Annotated in this window: 19 protein-coding genes and 1 riboswitch; of the genes, 6 read left to right on the top strand and 13 right to left on the bottom strand. The window is 41.8% G+C overall.

Features of this window, described 5'->3' with window-relative positions; translation table 11 throughout:
• Positions 1-18: 18 nt before the first annotated feature.
• From dapA to DWV68_RS10880, 3 genes are all read right to left on the bottom strand, one after another.
• On the bottom strand, positions 19-909 hold the full coding sequence (dapA, locus tag DWV68_RS10890; RefSeq protein WP_117840761.1) for a 4-hydroxy-tetrahydrodipicolinate synthase: 891 nt from the start codon (positions 907-909) through the stop codon (positions 19-21).
• Positions 910-1,039: 130 nt separating this feature from the next.
• Positions 1,040-1,218: riboswitch (Lysine riboswitch) on the bottom strand.
• A 78-nt stretch (positions 1,219-1,296) separates the two neighbouring features.
• On the bottom strand, positions 1,297-1,782 hold the full coding sequence (locus tag DWV68_RS10885) for a cob(I)yrinic acid a,c-diamide adenosyltransferase (protein WP_118172785.1): 486 nt from the start codon (positions 1,780-1,782) through the stop codon (positions 1,297-1,299).
• Positions 1,783-1,909: 127 nt separating this feature from the next.
• The gene (locus DWV68_RS10880) at positions 1,910-2,536 is read right to left on the bottom strand and encodes a single-stranded DNA-binding protein (protein WP_022242678.1); all 627 of its coding nucleotides are present in this window, start codon (positions 2,534-2,536) and stop codon (positions 1,910-1,912) included.
• A 387-nt stretch (positions 2,537-2,923) separates the two neighbouring features.
• Here DWV68_RS10880 and typA point away from each other — a divergent pair, with 387 nt between their 5' ends.
• Positions 2,924-4,753 (top strand): translational GTPase TypA, encoded by a 1,830-nt coding sequence (gene typA, locus DWV68_RS10875; protein WP_118665779.1) that lies wholly within the window; start codon positions 2,924-2,926, stop codon positions 4,751-4,753.
• A gap of 110 nt (positions 4,754-4,863) precedes the next feature.
• Here the strand turns inward: typA and DWV68_RS10870 are convergent, their stop codons facing one another.
• Positions 4,864-5,769, bottom strand: coding sequence for an RsiV family protein (locus tag DWV68_RS10870; protein ID WP_118665777.1), 906 nt, complete (start codon positions 5,767-5,769; stop codon positions 4,864-4,866).
• Positions 5,766-6,251 carry a sigma-70 family RNA polymerase sigma factor gene (locus tag DWV68_RS10865; protein WP_117698937.1) on the bottom strand — a complete coding sequence of 162 codons (486 nt, stop codon included), beginning with the start codon at positions 6,249-6,251 and terminating at the stop codon, positions 5,766-5,768. Before DWV68_RS10865 ends, DWV68_RS10870 begins: the two co-directional genes overlap by 4 nt.
• Before the next feature lie 258 nt (positions 6,252-6,509).
• Here DWV68_RS10865 and asnB point away from each other — a divergent pair, with 258 nt between their 5' ends.
• Positions 6,510-8,363 (top strand): asparagine synthase (glutamine-hydrolyzing), encoded by a 1,854-nt coding sequence (gene asnB / locus DWV68_RS10860; protein WP_118665775.1) that lies wholly within the window; start codon positions 6,510-6,512, stop codon positions 8,361-8,363.
• On the opposite strand, the gene DWV68_RS10855 is transcribed toward asnB, so the two are convergent.
• The 4 genes from DWV68_RS10855 to DWV68_RS10840 form a co-directional block, all read right to left on the bottom strand.
• Entirely contained in the window at positions 8,354-8,956 is a 603-nt protein-coding gene (locus tag DWV68_RS10855; protein ID WP_118541490.1) for a dipicolinate synthase subunit B, read from the bottom strand. The two genes, asnB and DWV68_RS10855, sit on opposite strands and share 10 nt — an antisense overlap.
• The gene (locus DWV68_RS10850) at positions 8,943-9,746 is read right to left on the bottom strand and encodes a hypothetical protein (RefSeq protein ID WP_158552119.1); all 804 of its coding nucleotides are present in this window, start codon (positions 9,744-9,746) and stop codon (positions 8,943-8,945) included. Before DWV68_RS10850 ends, DWV68_RS10855 begins: the two co-directional genes overlap by 14 nt.
• A gap of 138 nt (positions 9,747-9,884) precedes the next feature.
• Positions 9,885-10,724: a DegV family protein gene (locus tag DWV68_RS10845; RefSeq protein WP_118665772.1), complete on the bottom strand. Its 840-nt coding sequence runs from the start codon at positions 10,722-10,724 to the stop codon at positions 9,885-9,887.
• A 175-nt stretch (positions 10,725-10,899) separates the two neighbouring features.
• On the bottom strand, positions 10,900-12,045 hold the full coding sequence (locus DWV68_RS10840; RefSeq protein ID WP_197420852.1) for a transglutaminase domain-containing protein: 1,146 nt from the start codon (positions 12,043-12,045) through the stop codon (positions 10,900-10,902).
• A 101-nt stretch (positions 12,046-12,146) separates the two neighbouring features.
• On the opposite strand from DWV68_RS10840, the gene DWV68_RS10835 reads away from it, so the two are divergent.
• Together DWV68_RS10835 and DWV68_RS10830 are read left to right on the top strand one after the other, a co-directional pair.
• The gene (locus DWV68_RS10835; protein ID WP_118665768.1) at positions 12,147-12,653 is read left to right on the top strand and encodes a DUF5721 family protein; all 507 of its coding nucleotides are present in this window, start codon (positions 12,147-12,149) and stop codon (positions 12,651-12,653) included.
• 77 nt (positions 12,654-12,730) lie between these two features.
• Complete coding sequence (locus DWV68_RS10830) at positions 12,731-12,931, top strand: cold-shock protein (RefSeq protein WP_022242668.1); 201 nt, start codon at positions 12,731-12,733, stop codon at positions 12,929-12,931.
• A gap of 159 nt (positions 12,932-13,090) precedes the next feature.
• Here the strand turns inward: DWV68_RS10830 and DWV68_RS10825 are convergent, their stop codons facing one another.
• The 4 genes from DWV68_RS10825 to clpX form a co-directional block, all read right to left on the bottom strand.
• A complete protein-coding gene (locus DWV68_RS10825) occupies positions 13,091-13,537 on the bottom strand; it encodes a signal peptidase II (RefSeq protein ID WP_117698943.1) in 447 nt (148 codons plus the stop codon).
• A 72-nt stretch (positions 13,538-13,609) separates the two neighbouring features.
• Positions 13,610-14,569 (bottom strand): L-lactate dehydrogenase, encoded by a 960-nt coding sequence (locus tag DWV68_RS10820; RefSeq protein ID WP_022242666.1) that lies wholly within the window; start codon positions 14,567-14,569, stop codon positions 13,610-13,612.
• A gap of 72 nt (positions 14,570-14,641) precedes the next feature.
• A complete protein-coding gene (locus DWV68_RS10815; RefSeq protein ID WP_117698945.1) occupies positions 14,642-16,330 on the bottom strand; it encodes a S8 family peptidase in 1,689 nt (562 codons plus the stop codon).
• A gap of 29 nt (positions 16,331-16,359) precedes the next feature.
• Complete coding sequence (gene clpX / locus DWV68_RS10810) at positions 16,360-17,802, bottom strand: ATP-dependent Clp protease ATP-binding subunit ClpX (RefSeq protein WP_117698946.1); 1,443 nt, start codon at positions 17,800-17,802, stop codon at positions 16,360-16,362.
• Between the two features lie 236 nt (positions 17,803-18,038).
• Here clpX and DWV68_RS10805 point away from each other — a divergent pair, with 236 nt between their 5' ends.
• Together DWV68_RS10805 and DWV68_RS10800 are read left to right on the top strand one after the other, a co-directional pair.
• Positions 18,039-18,290, top strand: coding sequence for a hypothetical protein (locus DWV68_RS10805; RefSeq protein ID WP_118665766.1), 252 nt, complete (start codon positions 18,039-18,041; stop codon positions 18,288-18,290).
• Positions 18,291-18,322: 32 nt separating this feature from the next.
• Positions 18,323-19,090, top strand: a complete 768-nt coding sequence (locus tag DWV68_RS10800; protein ID WP_118665764.1) for a prolipoprotein diacylglyceryl transferase — start codon at positions 18,323-18,325, stop codon at positions 19,088-19,090.
• The last annotated feature ends 73 nt before the right edge of the window (positions 19,091-19,163 follow it).

The following is a 19,163-nucleotide window of genomic DNA, read 5'->3' as shown; positions in this document are numbered from 1 at the left end:
TCTATCATCTCCAGTTTCTTATACTAATTTTAATCCATATGTACGCATTGCCTGAATCAGTCTCTCCTTATTGGCTGGCTCCATCTCGCAAAGCGGGGAACGAAGCGGTCCGACGTTCTTGCCCATAAGATTTAATGCTTCTTTTACCGGAATCGGGTTTACTTCACAGAATAATGCATCAATCAATGGAAGGGCTTCTCTCTGTAACTGATTTGCTGTTGCAAGGTCTCCTTTGAAGAAGCTTTCACACATATTATGCACTTTTGCCGGAGCAAGGTTTGCCCATACGGAAATTACTCCGATTCCGCCAATGGACATAAGTGGTACAACCAGTCCGTCTTCTCCGGAATATAAATCAAGCTTTCCATCGGTTAAGTACATGGTCTTAGATGCCTGTGCAAGGTTACCGGTTGCTTCTTTTAATCCAACAATATTTTCCTGGGTGCGGAATAATTCTGCAACTGTCTCCGGCAGAAGGTTACATCCGGTTCTTCCCGGTACATTATACATGATAATCGGAAGTCTTGTTTCCTGTGCAATCTTAGAATAATGTCCGATTAAACCTTTCTGTGTTGCCTTATTATAATATGGAGTTACGATAAGTGCTCCGTCTGCTCCTGCTTCTTCTGCTTCTTGGGTCAACTGGATTGCTGTCTCCGTTGAGTTAGAACCGGTTCCTGCTACTACCGGAACTCTGTGTTTTGCAAATTCTACTGCTGCACAGATTACTTTGTGATGTTCTTCCATGGATAAGGTAGAACTCTCTCCTGTTGTTCCTGCAATTACGATACAGTCTGTACCTTCAGAAATCTGTTCTTCAATTAATTCTGCTAATTTGTCATAGTTAACTTCTTCATTTGCTTTCATCGGGGTTACAATTGCAACTCCGGAACCTTTGTAAATAGACATGTTCTTTTTCCTCCACTTTATAAGTATCTTATTTATTGTATGAAGATATCGTTTGTTTTGCTTTTATTACCAGCATAAAAAAACCGGCTCACAGGGAGCCGGTTGATATTCCACTTAAATTATTATGGATCATACCGATAGCGCCCCATCTTATTACAAGATGACAGTCATGAACTTCTTCAATCCATGCCCAAGATTATTCTTTGCAGGAAAAATAACCTTTCGGCGTGTTCCCCTTTCCTTATGTCTTCTTCTATGTCTGCCATATCCGACCAAGTACTCTTGTCTCACGCAACCTCTACCTTCATATATTAAATTTCTTACCTCAATATAGCACCGCTGATACTATCTGTCAACGTCCTGTGCGGACATTTTACATTTTCTTCCTTATTTTTCCGCAGTAATCTTATAAATCTCGTCAGCATAGCTGCGAATGGATTCTTCTAATACCCTTCCGGTCATAATAATCTCTGTTTCATCCATCTTTGCTTTTAAAACAGCTTCTAATTCTTCCGAAGATATTACTCCTGCATCAATAAGGCCCAGAACTTCATCCAGAATCAGTACATTGCATTCACCGGTAACCAGCACTTTCTTGGCAAAATTCAGTCCGTTTTTCATATTGAGTTTCTCTTCTGCCTGTCTTTCTTCCGGCAGTTCATCATAATTCTCTTCTGATTTTTCAAAACGGAATACCTTGATTTCCGGCTCTAACTGCTTCATATAAGCAATCTGATCATCTGTTTTTCCTTTTAAAAACTGGATAATAATTACACTCTTATTCTCTCCGGCTGCCCGCAACGCATTGCCCAGTGCAGCATTGGTCTTTCCACGACCTGCACCATAATAAATCTGTACGGAACCCTTTTCCATGACAAACCTCCATGCCAATTCTTACAGGGACTCTTTATCCCAGATTTACTTACGATACCACAATTTCCAATAAAAAGCAATGTCTGTATGTTTCATGCTTTCTCAATTATTCTTTATTTCTACTATTTTATTCCATATATTCAATTTTGCTCACGGATACTTCATAGGCGGTACGCTTCTCTACCTCATCCTCATTTAAGCGTTTGACATACTCCCTGCTCTGGATTCTGCCCCAGATCTGCACATGCACACCCACCTCAAATCTTGCGGCAAATCTTGCATTTCTTCCCCAGCAGATGCATGGGATATAATCAGATTTTCCATAGGAACGGTTTACCGCCACCAACAGGTCTGCAATTTCTCTTCCAAGAGGAGTCTTACGGTAAATCGGGTCTTTACAGATATAGCCATCAAGAAGAATCTGGTTGCTCTTCATCTCCTCTGTCTCTTCTTCAATAAACTCAATCTCCCGGACGAATACGGAGAGAACCAGCCGGTTCTTAAGTTCCTCATGTCTGTTATAGGAACGGAACTGTCCGGTCACATATACCTTCTGTCCTATGTAACTCTGCGAAGTGTCAATCAGACGCTCTGAAATCATCAATGGAATGTAGTCGGAAAAATTACTTAATCTGCTGACCGCTACCTCTACCATATAAAAGCCTTCCCCATACACTTCATGACTGTATTGGAAATCGGAAATAATCTCCCCTACAATGGATACCTGGTTGTTTTCTAAAATCTTATCTGCCATGAATCTTTCTCCTTTATTTAGTGTGTTTTCGAACGTTTTTACAGTATCATTCCAATGAGATGAAACTCATCAAAATCTGTCGATAACATTTTGGATATATTATGCATAAAGCCACTTTTCCATGCATATGTGCTGTGTCCTTGAACAAAGAATGTGCCTTGGCACATTCTTGCGCCTGCGGCGGTCGCTTGCGACATCTACCTTATACACCGCAGTGCGCATCCTCGCGGAGCGTTTTTTCTTTACAGGAAAGCAATTTCCTGTAAAGAAAGAAATACTTGCGTATTTTTCAATATGTGATAGAATAAGAACGCCGGTCATTTACAGACAGGCATTATATATAAGAAGAAACTGAATTTTATACACTGATAGAAGGAAGGATTTTATATGAAAACAACAAGAGACGATATTAGAAACATAGCTATCATCGCCCACGTTGACCACGGTAAAACTACTCTGGTCGATGAGCTGTTGAAACAGAGTGGTGTATTCCGTGCCAATCAGGAAGTCCAGGAACGTGTCATGGATTCCAATGATATTGAGCGTGAACGTGGTATTACCATTCTTTCTAAGAATACCGCTGTATTCTACAAAGATGTAAAAATCAATATCATTGATACTCCTGGCCATGCCGACTTCGGTGGCGAGGTTGAGCGAGTTCTGAAAATGGTAAACGGTGTTATTCTTGTAGTAGATGCATTTGAAGGTGCTATGCCACAGACCAAATTCGTTCTTATGAAAGCACTGGAACTGAATCTGCCGGTTATCGTATGTATCAATAAAATTGACCGTCCAGAAGCAAGACCGGAAGAAGTTATTGATGAAGTATTAGAGCTTTTCATGGATTTAGACGCTTCTGACGAACAGTTAGACTGCCCATTCATCTTCGCTTCTGCAAGAGATGGATACGCCATGAGAGATTTAAATGATGAGCGCAAGGATATGACTCCTTTATTCGAAACCATTATCGACTACATTCCGGCACCTACCGGTGACCCGGATGCAAACACCCAGGTTCTTATCAGTACCATTGATTATAATGAATACGTTGGACGAATCGGTGTTGGTAAAGTAGACAACGGTGTCTTAAAGGTAAATCAGGATGCTATCGTAGTAAACCACCACGAGCCTGACAAACAGAAAAAAGTCAAAATCAGCAAATTATACGAATTTGATGGTCTGAATAAAGTAGAAGTAAAGGAAGCGAAAATCGGTTCTATCGTTGCTATTTCCGGTATTGCAGACATCCATATCGGTGATACCATCTGTGCAACAGACAACCCGGTTGCCATTCCTTTCCAGAAGATTTCCGAGCCTACTCTTTCCATGAATTTCATGGTCAACGACAGCCCGCTTGCAGGACAGGAAGGTAAATTCATTACTTCCCGTCACTTAAGAGACAGACTGTTCCGTGAGTTAAATACCGATGTCAGCCTTCGTGTAGAAGAAACCGACAGTGCAGACTGCTTCAAGGTTTCCGGACGTGGTGAGTTACATCTTTCCGTATTAATCGAAAATATGCGTCGTGAAGGTTATGAATTTGCAGTCAGCAAGGCTGAAGTTCTTTACCACACTGATGAAAACGGCAAGAAATTAGAGCCTATGGAATTAGCTTATGTTGACGTTCCGGATGAATTCACCGGTACTGTTATTGATAAATTAAGCCAGCGTAAAGGTGAGATGGTTGATATGCGTCCAATCAGCGGCGGCTATACCCGTATGGAATTTAACATTCCATCCCGTGGTCTTATCGGTTACCGTGGAGACTTCTTAACTGACACCAAAGGAAATGGTATCATCAATACCATTTTCAATGGCTATGCTCCATACAAGGGAGATATTGCTTATCGTAAACTTGGTTCCCTGATTGCTTTCGAATCCGGCGAATCCGTAACTTACGGTCTGTTCTCCGCTCAGGAGCGTGGTACTCTCTTCATTGGAGCTGGTGTAAAGGTTTACTCCGGTATGGTTATCGGTTCTTCCTCTAAACCGGAAGACATTGAATTAAACGTATGTAAGAAGAAACACTTAACCAATACACGTTCTTCTTCCGCAGACGAAGCGCTGACCCTTGTTCCACCAAAGATACTTTCCTTAGAGCAGGCATTAGACTTTATCGATGTTGACGAGCTCTTAGAGGTTACTCCGGAATCCTTACGTATCCGTAAACGTATTCTTGACCCGACCTTAAGAAAGAGAGCTAACTTCAAGAAATAAAAGTATCTCATGATATAGCATAAGAACTCCCCCGGATATTGAAATTTCTTCCAATATCCGGGGGAGTTTTCGATTACTAGAAATGCCTAGTACGCACCATCTTTGTCATATTATTGCAGATATCCGTCCTTTATAATATCAGAAACCACACTGGTCGGAATCGTAAATTCTACAATTCCCATATAACCCGGTGCTACTTCATATTTATCAAAAACAATGGTCAACTCTCCTTCTTTGTTGACATAGAAATTTACATCATTCTTAATTCCATCAAAGCTGTAGCCATCTACATCCTTGTCTAAGAAGTATTGCAGGTTACTGTCTTTTTCCATATTTTCCTTCATCTGCTTTTCTATTTCCTCTGAAATCCGGTCCAGATAATCGGAATCCTTCTGAAATAAATCATTTAATGTAATGGTATTTCCGGTTTTCTTATCTACATTATAGATTTTCGTATACTGGTTCGATCCTGCCATTACAATGGAAGTATCAATTCTTAAAGCAAACAGCCGGTCGTTATCTGTCACTACCTGATAAGACGAATTCACTGCCTCATTACCATTCTCACCATCTTCAATGGAAGCTACATCAGACTGATAAGACTTAATAATACCACCGGCATACTTTTTCACTTCCTGATTCAGCTCGTCCGTCTCATCCGATAATACTTCCCCATCCTGATTTGTCACTGCCACCTGGGGAATGTCTACATTTGCTTCCATATTCTTATCATCCTGTACATCAGAATATGTAGAAAAGTTCACTACCTTTACAATTGCGCCAAGTAATGGAACCTCTTCCATGGCATGGGCTATTGTCGGGCTTACATTTACCGAAATCACCAGTGCAACCATAGCTGCCGCTACCGTTGCTGCTCCTTTTAAAAAGCGGATACTGCCTTTCTGGGTATCCCTCTTTCCTTTTCTGATTCCGGCTTCCACCTGCGTTTTCAATGCTTCCGGGACTTCTATCTGCTCATATTCCTGCTTCATCCTGTCTATTTTCTCATGGTTCATGCTATTTCCTCCCTGGACATCTTTATCTTTAATTTCTTTAAGCTGCGATACAGGATTGATTTTACGGTGTTTGGATTTTCTTTCAGAAGATCTGCAATATCATCTATTTTCCATTCTTCAAAATATTTTAATATCACAATGGTTCTTTCCCGTTCTTCTAATTCTTCCAACGCTGCCAGCATATCCCAGTCTTTGTATACATCTTCTTTTGCTTCTTCCGGGATAAATACTCCACTTACGATACGCTTCTGTTTCTTGCACATATCCAGTGACGTATTTATAACAATCCGCCAGAGCCAGGTCTTAATATAGGTTTCTTCCTTCACCTGACCGGCATTTTTCATTGCCTTATATGCACTTTCCTGCACTACATCCATTGCGTCCTGTTCGTTCTTTACATAGGTAATTGCCAGCCGGTAAAGCTGCTCATAGGATGCAAGGATTTCCTGCTCCACCGCTTTTGCGATTCCTCTTTTCTTCATTCCTGTTTCCTCTTCTCTTTCCGAAAACCTGCATATGCACAGAAAGCCTTTCAACCTTTGCTTTCTGTAAATTAGACGTTCCAGCCGGAAAAATAGTTTCATCTTTTTTATTATAACCCGCACAACTTACTGCCGGCAACTCCTTACCTGTGCTTTGCACCCAGAAAATGCTTCCTCTCTTTCATAAATCTCTCTTCTTTTTGTACTTTTTATTTAGGGAAATGCATAGATTACTACAAAAATGAATTGAGAATTGCTATGTGCGGTATTTCCGGTTTTTGTAATTTACATACTGATTTTTTAGAAAGGGAGCCTTATTATCGTAACATTCTATCTGATATGAGTGACGCACTTTATCACCGCGGGCCGGACTCCCATGGTATTTATTTAACCTCTCATACAGGGTTTTCCCACACCCGGCTTGCCATTATTGATCCTCATGGTGGACTTCAGCCTATGACCAGACATTATTGTGACGCAGACTTCACCATCGTCTATAATGGAGAACTTTATAATACGAAAGAACTCCGTGAGGAACTGGTTTCCCATGGCATGACCTTTCGTACTCATTCCGATACAGAAGTCATTTTAAATGGATTTCTTTTTGAAGGACCGTCCTTTGTCCGGAAAATGAATGGTATTTTCGCTTTTGCCATTTATGATGAGGCTCATCAGCTTCTCTATCTCTTCCGGGATGCCTTTGGTGTAAAGCCGCTCTTTTACCGGCTTTTTCATGATACACTTATCTTTTCTTCCGAGCCGAAGGGAATCTTCTGTTATCCCGGCTGCATCCCTTCGGTAAATAAAACAGGACTCTCCGAAATCTTTGGTCTTGGTCCTGCCAGGAACCCCGGCAACGCAGTTTATGAGCATATGGCAGAATGTCTGCCGGGACATTACCTCACTTTCAGTGGTTCCGGACTGAAAGATTACTGTTACTTCCGATTAGAAAGCCATCCACATACAGACAGCTATGAAGAAACCGTTGTCCACACAAAAGAGCTGCTGTTACAGTCCATCCGCCGGCAGATGGTTTCCGATGTTCCTATCTGCACCTTTCTTTCCGGCGGGTTGGATTCCAGTCTTGTCTCTTCGGTCTGTGCGGAAGAATTAAGAAAAGAAGGGCAGACTCTTTCTACCTATTCCTTTGACTTTACAGATAATTCCCGTTACTTTAAGGCAAATGATTTTCAGCCCTCCGAAGACCGTCCCTTTGTGGATATTATGAAAAACTATCTTAAGAGTGAGCATCAATATCTGACCTGTGACAACCGCTCCCAGGCTGACTTACTCTTTGCTTCCATGAAAGCCCATGACCTTCCATGTATGGCTGACGTTGACTCATCCCTGCTCTTCTTCTGCCGGGAAGTCAGTAAGCAGCATAAGGTAGTCCTGACCGGAGAATGTGCCGATGAAGTTTTCGGCGGCTATCCGTGGTTTCACCGGAAGAATTTTCTTTCCTGCAACACGTTTCCATGGACACCGGATTTGTCTTTCCGCAAGTCTTTCTTAAAAGACGAAATTGCAGATGCACTGTCCTTAGATTCCTATGTGCAAAGTTCTTATGAAAATGCCATTGCAGAGGTCGATATTCTGCCATCGGACAATGATACGGAATGCAGCCGCCGGCGTATTTCCTATCTTAACATCCGCTACTTTATGCAGACTCTGCTAAACCGCATGGACCGCACCAGTATGTTCTCCGGTCTGGAAGCCCGCGTTCCTTTTGCAGATAAAAACCTGGTTTCCTATGTCTTTAATGTGCCATGGGAAATGAAAGCCAAAGATGGTCTTGTGAAAAACCTTTTGCGGCAGTGTGCGAAAGACTATCTTCCGGACACCATTACTTTCCGCAAGAAAAGTCCTTATCCTAAGTCCTACCATCCTTACTATGAACAGCTCCTGCGTCAGCGTCTGAGTGCACTGCTGACCACCGGGGAAAGTCCCCTTCTTGCACTGATTGATAAAGAAAAGACTATGCAATTCTTAAATCAGGAAGGAGACTATGGCAAACCATGGTATGGCCAGCTTATGGCAGGTCCTCAGATGATTGCTTATCTCCTGCAGATTCATTACTGGCTCAGTGAATATAAGATTGACCTTCATTTATAATCTACCGGCATCGGAGACAGCACCACCGGCTGCAGCTGTTTTTCTTTCATTGCTGCAGCAATAGTCTCCTCTAACCGGTTAAAATCCGCCACCAGAGAATGGGGTTTCTTCTGATAATCATCCTGCCGGAAAGGCACAAAATAGATATGCTTCATATTCATCAGCAGTCCGATATTTCTAAGATTCATGGACAAAGCATCATTGGTAGAAATTGCCAGCACCAACGGTTTTTCATTTCTAAGATGCGCTTTGGCTGCCATAAGCACTGTGGTATCTACAATGCCCTGCTGCAGCTTTGCCATGGTATTTCCGGTACATGGTGCAATTGCCATCACATCAAAAAGTCCTGACGGACCGATGGTTTCTGCCTGCACGATACTTTGAATTCCCCTTTCTCCTGTAATCTCCTGCATTCTGTTTTGAAATACTTCCGCTGTCATAAATCTGGTATCCAAAGTTCCTGCATGTCTGGAGTATACCGGAATAACTTTTATTCCTTTTTGCACCAGTGCTTCTGTCGTCCGGAGTATCTTCCCAAAAGTACAGAAAGAGCCGGTAATTCCAAGTCCTAATGTAAGCTTATACTCTTCCATAATCTGCTGCTCCTCTTTCTATCATCCGTGCAAGAATGATTCCTGCACTTTCTGTCAGTATTCTTCCAGGAACGGCAGTAAGATGTTCCACATGAATACCTTTTTCTTCTAACTCCTCTGCCGGAAGTCCGCCACCAGTTGTAATATCCCATAGATATGTTTTCTCATCGCACCATTTTAAGACTGTGTCTATTGGGCATGGTTTATCTGCCATATGAAAAATCCACTCAAAGTTCTGCTCCTCTGCATTCTCCTGCCACAAGCTACACCCCATTTCCATTGCCACCCGCTGGCAATCTTCCTTTATATCATAAACAGTTACTTCCGCTTCCAAAGATAAAAGCAGCTTTGCCATGGCTCTTCCACAATAACCAAAACCTGCCACCAGACAGTTTCTTCCTTTCACACAGCACCTGCTCTTTGTCATTGCTTCTACAAGGCAGCCTTCTGCTGTCAGTCCGGCATTCTCATTTCTAAAGACTTCATCTTCCATATAATCAACCAGCCGTATCCGCCGCCCTGATGGTCTTCGTGTCAGAACCTCCGGGAAACAACCTCCATAAATAACACTTCTCTCCGCTGCATAGGATAATACCATTCCTATTTTTACCCTGCTTCCTCTGATTCTGCCATCCTCCTCCAGTGCCCGCAACGGTAATACAATAATCTGACTCTGCATCAGTCGCCGGATATTCTGCTCCGTTATTTCTATGATTCCAATTCCTGATTCCGTCAGACAACGTTTCAATGCCGGTGTTCTTTCATCTGCTCCAATGATTGCGATTTGCATTTCATCCCTCCTTGCCTTGCAATCGTCTGTTATTACTATATGCGGATGCTCCATTTTGTTACCGACAGCAAAAGAAAACAGAACCGGTTTGCACCGATTCTGTTTTCCTTTATCTGTTTTCTTTTTATCTGCTATTTTTTAAACTGCTACAATAACACCGCCATTATTGGCATACATGGTGCTGACTCCTGCAGTATTTACAATTCTGATATCTTTAAATTTTGCCAGCTTTTCCAATTTTTCTTTTACCTGTTTTGCACGTTCCGGACAATTGCAATGCGCGATGGATAAAATCTTCTTTTCACACTCTTTCGTTCTCTTTACAATTTCATTAACCATATAGTCCAATGCCTTTGCCATTCCTCTTGCCTGTCCCAGCTGACAGATTGTACCCTCGGGCGTGGCCCCCATTACCGGCTTGATATTTAATGCCCCGGCAACCCAGGCTTTCAGGTTACTGAGTCTGCCGTTTTTACGCAGAGTCTCTAAAGTCTCTAATACAAAGAAGGTCTGCTGGTCTTTAATATATTTTTCTGTCTCAGCAACCACTTCTTCAAAGCTCTTTCCGGCTTCCTCTGATTCCTGTATCTTTTCTGCAATCAGAGTCTCTCCAATGGATGCGGAACAGGAATCAAATACATGAATCTGTTTTGCCATATGTTCTTCTAAATAAAGCTTCTTTGCCAGCTCTGCACTGTTATAAGAACCGCTTAATTTACCGGAAAGTGTTACTACATATACATGCTCTGCTTCTCCTAAATATGCTTCCACATATCTCTGTGGAGATGGGCAGGATGACTTCGGGCTATGCCTGCTTTCCTTTACCCTGCGAATAAACTCCAGTTGATCAAAGGATTCATCATCCACCACATGGTATCCATCTACCTCAAGCTCTAACGGAACAGACTGGAATCTTCCATCTGCTTTCATATCATCAAATAACTCTCCACAGCTGTCTACTATGATTTTGTAGCTCATTTTCTATCCTCCTGATTGCGTAGTCATCTCTCTTATAGTATGTACGCAATGTTTAAAATTATATGTTATGTTTTTCTTTGTAATAACAAGTAGTTTTCATTACTATGTCATATTATCATAAATATTACGTTTTGAAAAGAGGATATTTAAATTTTTATAATATTTCACAAATATTTTATTTTTTCAGGAAAGTAAGTACCCGCATTGTCTCATTTTTCATATAAAATAAGGAACTATCCACGGTATAATAATCCCCGATATGCCCTTCTTCAATGAAAAACTGCTGTGCCTGCCCATAAACTGCCTCATCCTCAAACTTCATCTGTACAGGGTGGCTGTCAAGCTCTGTAAATAATGCTCCGATGTCTTCCGGATACCAGTCCTTAAAATAACAATTTTCCTGCACAAAATAACTGTCATCCAGGCAATTGCATTCCGGCAATGAAAAATTCACATTGGGGCTGTGGGTCTGAAATAACTCTTCTGTAGTTGCAGTAAAAAAGCAATAATCTACCACTTCAGCTACATCTCCGAAGTCATCCGGACTGTTGGAAGTTGGATTACCCCAGGTAGTATCCATATAATAATAGGCTCCATCCAGTTCGATGAGATTCCATGCATGTGGTTCTCCATTGGCAGTTCCTGTCACTATCGTACATGGAATATTTAATAAATCCATCAGATATTTTGTGGCACAGGCATAGCCCTGGCACACCGTTCTTCCCTCTAGAAATACACTGATGATATTCTGATTATTCTCTGCATTAAGGTCATAATTTACCGTACGCACCAGCGTATCAAATATAAACCGCGCTTTCTGGTAATCACTGTCCTCGGATGAAATGCCGCCAAGCAGTACATCGACCTTTTCATCAATTGCCGCCTGTGTCTCCTGTCTTGCAGCTTCATCCATTGTATACTTCGGTGCAAACTTAAGCCCGGTCAGTACACCCGCACGGGAATATTCCGTATAGGAATAGCCATCCACCCAGAAGAGTCCGCCATAGTCTGCCATAATTGCTTCATACATTTTTGCCAGTACGTCTTTATCTAATGTAGCAACTGCCACCTCTTCCCGATGATTTAAAATAGCATCCAGCATCTCATCATAAACAAGCTGTTCTTCTTCCGTAAGCTGGCCATATACATATTTTTCCTCTGAAACAGACTCTACCGGAAGCAAGGTATTATCCGGTATCTGTCCATTGATATCTTCTACTACTTCATCTACCCATTCTTCAACGGATGACGTATTACAGCCGGTAAACAGAAACGCCATAAGTATTCCTGCAATACCGGTTAATAATCTTTGTTTTCTCATATCATTTCCTTTCGATCTGCTTTTTTTCATAGACATTCTACAATACTTTCTCTGTTTTTTCTATCCGGTTTGTGTTACACTTTAAAAATGAGGAGGATACTATGATTGCAATACAACTTTTACAGGTAAAGGATTTTATGAATAAATTACTTCGCACGGATTTATTTGACCACTTCTTATTATCAGAAGCTACCATCCGTGGAAAAGGTTCCTATGAAATCGACGGACATCTTGTACCGGATTTCTACAGTCCGGAAGAACTGGATGAACTGGAACTAACCGGTTTAAGCTGCCTGCCTTTTGGCATGCTGCGTGAAAACTGCTTCGCCCTGATCAAGGGAAAACATACCCCCTCCTATTTCCGCTTTATCTTTCAGCTTTCTCCAAAGAATCTTAAAAATACTCTGGAAGTAAGCAAAAGTGGTCTGACCACCCAGGATTTGAACGGAGTTTTCTTAAACATCAAATTTCAGGATGGTATTCTTTCCTGTACCAATGGCGTATCTTACCGCAGTTTTACCTTAGACCACACCTTCGACCAGGAATGGGATATGCTGATACGCAAATTTTTTGCCGGGCATGATATCCCCTATACCGATATCAACTAATTTTCTTTACTTTTAAAATAAATTATGCTATTCTAAGCATAGCCATATGGCTAGATAATTTTTGTGGAGGTACTATAATGAACGGTACAGTTAAATGGTTTAATAACCAGAAAGGTTACGGATTCATCTCTGATGCAGAAGGTAATGATGTATTCGTACACTACTCAGGACTTAACATGGATGGTTACAAATCCTTAGAAGAAGGCGCAGCAGTAGAATTTGACGTAACAGAAGGCGCCAAGGGTCCTCAGGCAACTAACGTAACAGTAATTAAATAGTTGCAATAATCAAGGTTTTTCAATGTACCTTTCTCAGATATAGAATTTGATTTTTAATAATGATTTTTTATGTTGATTAAGATATAACGAACGAATTTGATTAAGAAAAATGGGATTGCTCCCTTCGGTATTACTACCGTTGGCTGCAATCCCGTTTTCTTACCTGTATGCAAACAACATAGAAACTGCTGCTCCGATAAAAATAAAGAAATCGGAAATATTAAATACAATTCTTGAAAAGCGTTTCCACGGTGTATCAAAGCGGATATAATCCACCACATGCTTCTTATGAATTCTGTCCCAGAGATTGCTTAATCCGCCGCCAACCATCATACTCATACCGGTTTTCAGTCCTGTATTTCCTCTTCTTAATACAAACCCATATATGGTCATCAGTCCTGCCATGCATGCACTGTGTAACCCCAGCATAATTTTCGGTTTCTTCGCCAGAAAGTTCAATGCAGCTCCATTGTTATAATATTTTTCAATTACAACCGGAAGCTTTGGAACTCTTTTTTCTTTTCCCAACGGCTCCTTCTTATCAACCCGCTGCTTGATTCCTTCATCCAGCCCGAAAATGGATGCCACCAGTAATAAATATTTCATGGAAACTCCTCCTTCTTTTGTTCTACCTGATTCCTTCTGTCCTTTTCTTTCTCTCTTTCTGCTCCGCCTGCTCTATAATTCTATGTCAGCAATCACATCCCGCAGTGCTTTTGCTGACGCATGAAGCCTTGCCCGCTCTTCTTCGTCTAATGACACAGGAAGAATCTGCTCCACGCCACCGGCATCCACCACTGCCGGCATGCTCAGCACGATATCAGAAATGCCATATTGCCCATGCATCAGACTGGACACCGGAAGCACCGAATGTTCATCCCTGACAATACATTCACAAATCCGCTTAATCGCCATTGCAATTCCATAATAGGTTGCCTGCTTACGCTCTATAATTTCATAAGCACTGTTCTTTACTTCTTCATATATACGCTTCGTATGACTTTCATATTCCTCATAGCCACGCAGCTTATAAATCTGTTCCAACGGAATGCCGGATACATTGGCAGAACTGAATACCGCCACCTCACTGTCTCCATGCTCTCCTACAATAAATGCATGCACACCACGATTGTCGATGCCAAGCTGTTTTCCCAGCATATTTTTTAACCGGGCAGTATCTAATACTGTTCCGGAACCGATTACCCGGTTTTCCGGAAAACCGGATAATTTCAATGCTGCCAGCGTCAGTATATCCACCGGATTCGATACGATGAGTAATATGCCACGACACCTTCTGTTAGCAATTTCCGGGATAATATTTTTGTAAATGGCTACATTTTTCTTTACCAGCTCAAGCCTTGTTTCTCCCGGTTTCTGGTTTGCTCCCGCCGTAATGATAATAATGTCGGCATCCACAATGTCATCATAACTGCCGGCATATATTTTCATCGGTGCGGCAAATGGCATTCCATGGCTGATATCCATGGCCTCTCCTTCCGCTCTTGCTTTATCCACATCAATTAGAACCAGTTCGGAAAAGAGCTTGCTCTGCATCAGTGTAAATGCAGTGGCAGAGCCGACAAACCCACATCCGATAATGGCTGCCTTTCGTAAATCAATTGCATGTTCCTGCTTCATCTTTACCCTCCTGCTTCGTGTTTTCTATATAGAATCCCACAGAAGCAGTTATTCTATGCAAATAAGAACCTCCTATGTCCGGCGCAACTGTTCGAAGGTCTGATAGAGATTTAAGGTTCCATATCCCCATTCCCGGTTCGGATAAACTCTGCTTTCTAACCGCACCGCACCGCGGATAAAATCATTTTTAATTTCTGCATTTGTAATATCAGTATTATAACCACGCTCTACTGCCCATTCCAGATACAGTGCTGCAGCTCCTGCAGTAATTGCCGCTGCAATGCTGGTACCACTTCTTGCCTCAAAACGGTTGCCCGGTGCCGGTCCAATCACATTGACACCCGGTGCTGCAAAATCCGGCTTTACCAGTCCCGATGCAGTGTATCCTCTGCTGGAATTCAGATAAATACTGTCATTTCCTGCATTGTATCCACCTACTGTCATCGGTGCAGCTGCATTTCCCGGCATGGTAATTGTCGTATCCGGATTAGAACGAATAAAAGAAATATCACCGGCAATCAGTCCGGTAATCGGAAGCCACATGTGATATCTTCCTTCTATACTGTAATCGCCATTTACCTCAATCGTCCAGATGCCTCTGGTGGGCCGGTCAAACCGGATATAAATAAGCTGATCTCCTGTGGCAGTGCCAACAATGTGGTAATCAATGATAACCTGTGTATTTTCAAATACAAAACGGTATACCTCTCTGCCATCCTGCTGCACCCGGACACCTGCCGTCCGCTCTCCCGTTGGCGATATAATCCGCACCGAATAAAGCTCCGGAGCCTTTGCCCACATTTCAATATGGAAACCCGCCACTGCATCTTCCACATCTACTTCTACCACATCACTCTGCTGCCCGAATGCAACTTCTCCGTAATAATGATGTCTGGCAGTAGCTTCATTCCCTGCTGCTACCACAACTGCCGTATTCCGCTTGAAGGAAACATAATTAAGATAATACGAAATCACACTGTTTCCACTGTGATCCCCGGAATTGCTTCCAAGCCCAAGATAAATCACCAGAGGGCGGCGATATCGTTCCGCCAGTCTGGTCAGATATGCCACCCCCGCCATAATATCATTTTCCTGATAAGCCTTTGCACCTTCCGGAATATAATAAAAACGCCTTAAATATTTCTTTGCCGGCTTCAGCTTTACCATGGCAATCTGTGCATAGGGTGCTACTCCGGCAAATTTCTCCGAAAGTTTTTCGCTTCCTGCCGCAAGACCTGCCATAAAGGTACCATGTCCTTCTTCATCCCGGTGAGGTACTACCCGAAGAGGTGCATCTGTTAACAATGCCATATCGATCTGTTCTTTTGTATATTCCGTTCCATAGAGGAATCCCTCTGGTGTATCTTCACTTCGAATGCTCTGATCCCAGATTCTTAATATACGGCTGCTGCCATCGGAATTACGGAATACTTCATTCTGATAATCAATTCCGGTATCCACAAATCCAATCAGAACACCCTGCCCTCTCAAAGCAAGATTTGGCTGACTCTGTACCCTTATGATTCCGCCTGCCTGCAATGCCTCTTCGTCTAATGTGGTAAAACATTTTGGAATTGCCGAATAGGTATACTGGTCAATATCCAGCTTCGGCAAGCCTGCACTCTGCAAATAGACTACATTAAAATCTTTATCAATATTCTGGATACAGCCTCCCGGAAGATATTCATTTTCAAGGCTCAGATAGGAAACCAGAAGGTCGTAATATTCTTCCGAGTATGGTGCGTCTTTACAATCTTCCATATAAGCTCCGGCACTTATTTTCTTTTATTTTATTCGTTTACCGGTAATGCTGCCACTCCACGCATAGTAATAAGCGGTCCGCCCTTTTTTTCAATATAATCTCTTGTAATCGTTACCTGGCCGATGTTTTCGTCCTTTGGAATCTCATACATGATATCTAACATAAATTCTTCGATAATGGAACGAAGTGCTCTTGCTCCGACCTTCTTCTCCTTTGCTTTCTCTGCAATTGCCCGCAGTGCATCCTCTTCAAATACCAGATTGACTTCGTCTAATGCCAGAAGCTTCTGATACTGCCTGATGATAGCATTTTTCGGCTCCTTTAGAATACGGACCAGCATATCAACAGTAAGTGATTCCAGGGTAAAGAGAATCGGAAGTCTTCCGATAAATTCCGGTATCATTCCAAACTTCTTTACATCTTCTACCGTTACTTTCTGTAACAGATTCTCATCATTATCATATTTATCCTTTAAATCTGCCTGGAATCCAATGGATGCCTGCTTATTGAGACGTTCTTTGATAATCTCTTCAATATCCGGGAAAGCTCCGCCACAGATAAAAAGAATATTCTTAGTGTTAACGGTAACCATCGGAACCATGGCATTCTTGCTGCTGGCTCCCACCGGCACTTCCACTTCTGCTCCTTCAAGAAGCTTTAACATTCCCTGCTGTACGGATTCTCCGCTGACATCACGCTGGTTGGTGTTCTTCTTCTTGGCAATTTTATCAATCTCATCAATGAAAATAATGCCATGCTCTGCCCGCTCTACATCATTATCTGCAGCTGCAAGCAATTTACTGACAACGCTTTCGATATCGTCTCCGATATAACCTGCCTCAGTTAAGGAAGTCGCATCTGTAATTGCCAGCGGCACATCCAGAAGTCTTGCCAGTGTCTTCACCAGATAAGTCTTACCACTTCCGGTCGGTCCAATCATTAACATATTGGATTTCTCGATTTCAATATCATCCATCGTATCGGTTGCCACACGTTTATAGTGATTGTAAACTGCCACAGACATTACCTTCTTGGCATATTCCTGTCCAACCACATATTCATCCAGGCTTGCTTTAATCTTATGTGGTGCCGGAATCTTCTTTATATCTAATTTCGGAGCTTCTGCTTTCTCCTCTTTGGTTTTCTTTTTCTTAATCTTCTGGCTCTGCGGCATAAAGCCCTGCAAATCTGAAAGATTAATCATGCTGATATTGGGCATCTGACCATTTGGTATAAAATCACCCATTGGAAATCCAGAGTTATTCATGCTGTCGAAGGTTCTCTGCATACAGTCTTTACAAATGCAGATATTATTCGGAATCTTTATCATCTTACCGGCAACACTTTCCGGTCTGCGGCAGATGTAACAGATTTCTTCGTATTCATCCTTCTTCTCATCTGTGGTCTCTTTCTTTGTCTCTTCTACAGTATCTATATTTTCAAGTTCTCTCTTGTCTTCATTCTCTGTCATATCTGATTCTCCTATTCTCTCAAATCTGTTTTAAGATTCTAAAACATTGCTTTTATTATAATTCAAGCCGGTTTTAATCTCAACCTTCGCAGCCATAATTTTATAAAATCTTCATATATGACAGAACCTGATATTTTTTACTATTTTTCAAAATTTGCAACCAATATTTGACAGTCTCCCTATTAAATGCTAAACTTTCAATGTAATTTATTAGATTTTTATAAACCAAGGAGGACATGAAAAAGGGTGTCGCAGCATTAGTTTTAGGAATTATTTCCATCGTTGTTGACGTAGTTACAGTAGGTGTTTATGGCTGGATCGGAGCAATCTTAGGTCTTATCGGTACTATCTTAGGCGCTGTTGGACATAAGAATCAGGCTAAATGTGCTACAGGTGGTCTTGTATGCTCTATCATCGGATTAGTATTAGGCTTACTGCTTTACATCGCATGTGTTGCATGTGTTGCATCTGTTGCAAGCGCATTCTAATATTTGTTTTTTGAAAGGATACATGGAAAAAGATGGCACTTTATCTGAATATTCTGGGATTTCATATCCCATCTTATGGATTTATGATCACACTTGGAGTGATTACGGCAAATCTTTTTGCCCTGTATCCGCTCAGAAAATATAAGCTTAACTTCGATGATATGCTTATATTAGAAGCTTACACATTACTTGGCGCCTTCTTAGGCGCCAAGCTTTTGTATCTATTCATTTCTTACCGGGACATTGACTGGTCCCGTATGTTAGAACCCCAGTATTTTAATTACATTATGCAGAGTGGCTTTGTATTTTATGGCGGACTGATTGGAGGACTGCTTCTTTTTCTGCTGGCCGGAAAAATACATCATATTGACTGGAAGCCTTTTATCATTCACCTGATTTATCTGATTCCATGGATTCACGGTTTCGGACGCATCGGCTGTTTTCTTGCCGGCTGCTGTTATGGTATTCCATATGACGGTCCCTTTGCCGTACAGTTTCCAGTGGGCTCTCTGGCACCATCGGATACGACACTGTTTCCGGTCCAATTAGCAGAAGCAATCTGTCTTCTGATTCTTGCGATTGTACTTGCAATACTGGATTTAAAGAAATCTTATCCCCATACCATTGCCATTTATTTCATCGTCTATGGTATTCTGCGGTTCCTGTTAGAATATGTGCGCTACGATGCCGTCCGCGGTCATCTCTTTGCCTTATCCACCTCCCAGTGGCTCAGCATTGGATTTGTAGTTGGAACCATATGCTATCTTATCAGAACTTCTGTTTCCAGAAAAAAGGCATAAGTTTGACTTCTCTTTATTGACGAGTTATAGGACAAAATGTGTTGATGAAAACCGCTTTCAAGCCTTGAAAATA

The organism is Roseburia sp. AF12-17LB (genome assembly GCF_003479605.1).
GTDB classification, from domain to species: Bacteria; Bacillota; Clostridia; order Lachnospirales; family Lachnospiraceae; genus Roseburia_C; species Roseburia_C amylophila.
The sequence above is the reverse complement of the archived record's forward strand: the minus strand, read 5'-3'. Positions and strand labels throughout refer to the sequence as shown.

Bases quoted from the DNA above. Each gene is read 5' to 3' on its own strand.
- dapA (WP_117840761.1), bottom strand. From the start codon at position 909: ATGTCTATTTACAAAGGTTCCGGAGTTGCAATTGTAACCCCGATGAAA.
- DWV68_RS10885 (WP_118172785.1), bottom strand. From the start codon at position 1,782: ATGGAAAAGGGTTCCGTACAGATTTATTATGGTGCAGGTCGTGGAAAG.
- DWV68_RS10880 (WP_022242678.1), bottom strand. From the start codon at position 2,536: ATGGCAGATAAGATTTTAGAAAACAACCAGGTATCCATTGTAGGGGAG.
- typA (WP_118665779.1), top strand. From the start codon at position 2,924: ATGAAAACAACAAGAGACGATATTAGAAACATAGCTATCATCGCCCAC.
- DWV68_RS10870 (WP_118665777.1), bottom strand. From the start codon at position 5,769: ATGAACCATGAGAAAATAGACAGGATGAAGCAGGAATATGAGCAGATA.
- DWV68_RS10865 (WP_117698937.1), bottom strand. From the start codon at position 6,251: ATGAAGAAAAGAGGAATCGCAAAAGCGGTGGAGCAGGAAATCCTTGCA.
- asnB (WP_118665775.1), top strand. From the start codon at position 6,510: ATGTGCGGTATTTCCGGTTTTTGTAATTTACATACTGATTTTTTAGAA.
- DWV68_RS10855 (WP_118541490.1), bottom strand. From the start codon at position 8,956: ATGGAAGAGTATAAGCTTACATTAGGACTTGGAATTACCGGCTCTTTC.
- DWV68_RS10850 (WP_158552119.1), bottom strand. From the start codon at position 9,746: ATGCAAATCGCAATCATTGGAGCAGATGAAAGAACACCGGCATTGAAA.
- DWV68_RS10845 (WP_118665772.1), bottom strand. From the start codon at position 10,724: ATGAGCTACAAAATCATAGTAGACAGCTGTGGAGAGTTATTTGATGAT.
- DWV68_RS10840 (WP_197420852.1), bottom strand. From the start codon at position 12,045: ATGAGAAAACAAAGATTATTAACCGGTATTGCAGGAATACTTATGGCG.
- DWV68_RS10835 (WP_118665768.1), top strand. From the start codon at position 12,147: ATGATTGCAATACAACTTTTACAGGTAAAGGATTTTATGAATAAATTA.
- DWV68_RS10830 (WP_022242668.1), top strand. From the start codon at position 12,731: ATGAACGGTACAGTTAAATGGTTTAATAACCAGAAAGGTTACGGATTC.
- DWV68_RS10825 (WP_117698943.1), bottom strand. From the start codon at position 13,537: ATGAAATATTTATTACTGGTGGCATCCATTTTCGGGCTGGATGAAGGA.
- DWV68_RS10820 (WP_022242666.1), bottom strand. From the start codon at position 14,569: ATGAAGCAGGAACATGCAATTGATTTACGAAAGGCAGCCATTATCGGA.
- DWV68_RS10815 (WP_117698945.1), bottom strand. From the start codon at position 16,330: ATGGAAGATTGTAAAGACGCACCATACTCGGAAGAATATTACGACCTT.
- clpX (WP_117698946.1), bottom strand. From the start codon at position 17,802: ATGACAGAGAATGAAGACAAGAGAGAACTTGAAAATATAGATACTGTA.
- DWV68_RS10805 (WP_118665766.1), top strand. From the start codon at position 18,039: ATGAAAAAGGGTGTCGCAGCATTAGTTTTAGGAATTATTTCCATCGTT.
- DWV68_RS10800 (WP_118665764.1), top strand. From the start codon at position 18,323: ATGGCACTTTATCTGAATATTCTGGGATTTCATATCCCATCTTATGGA.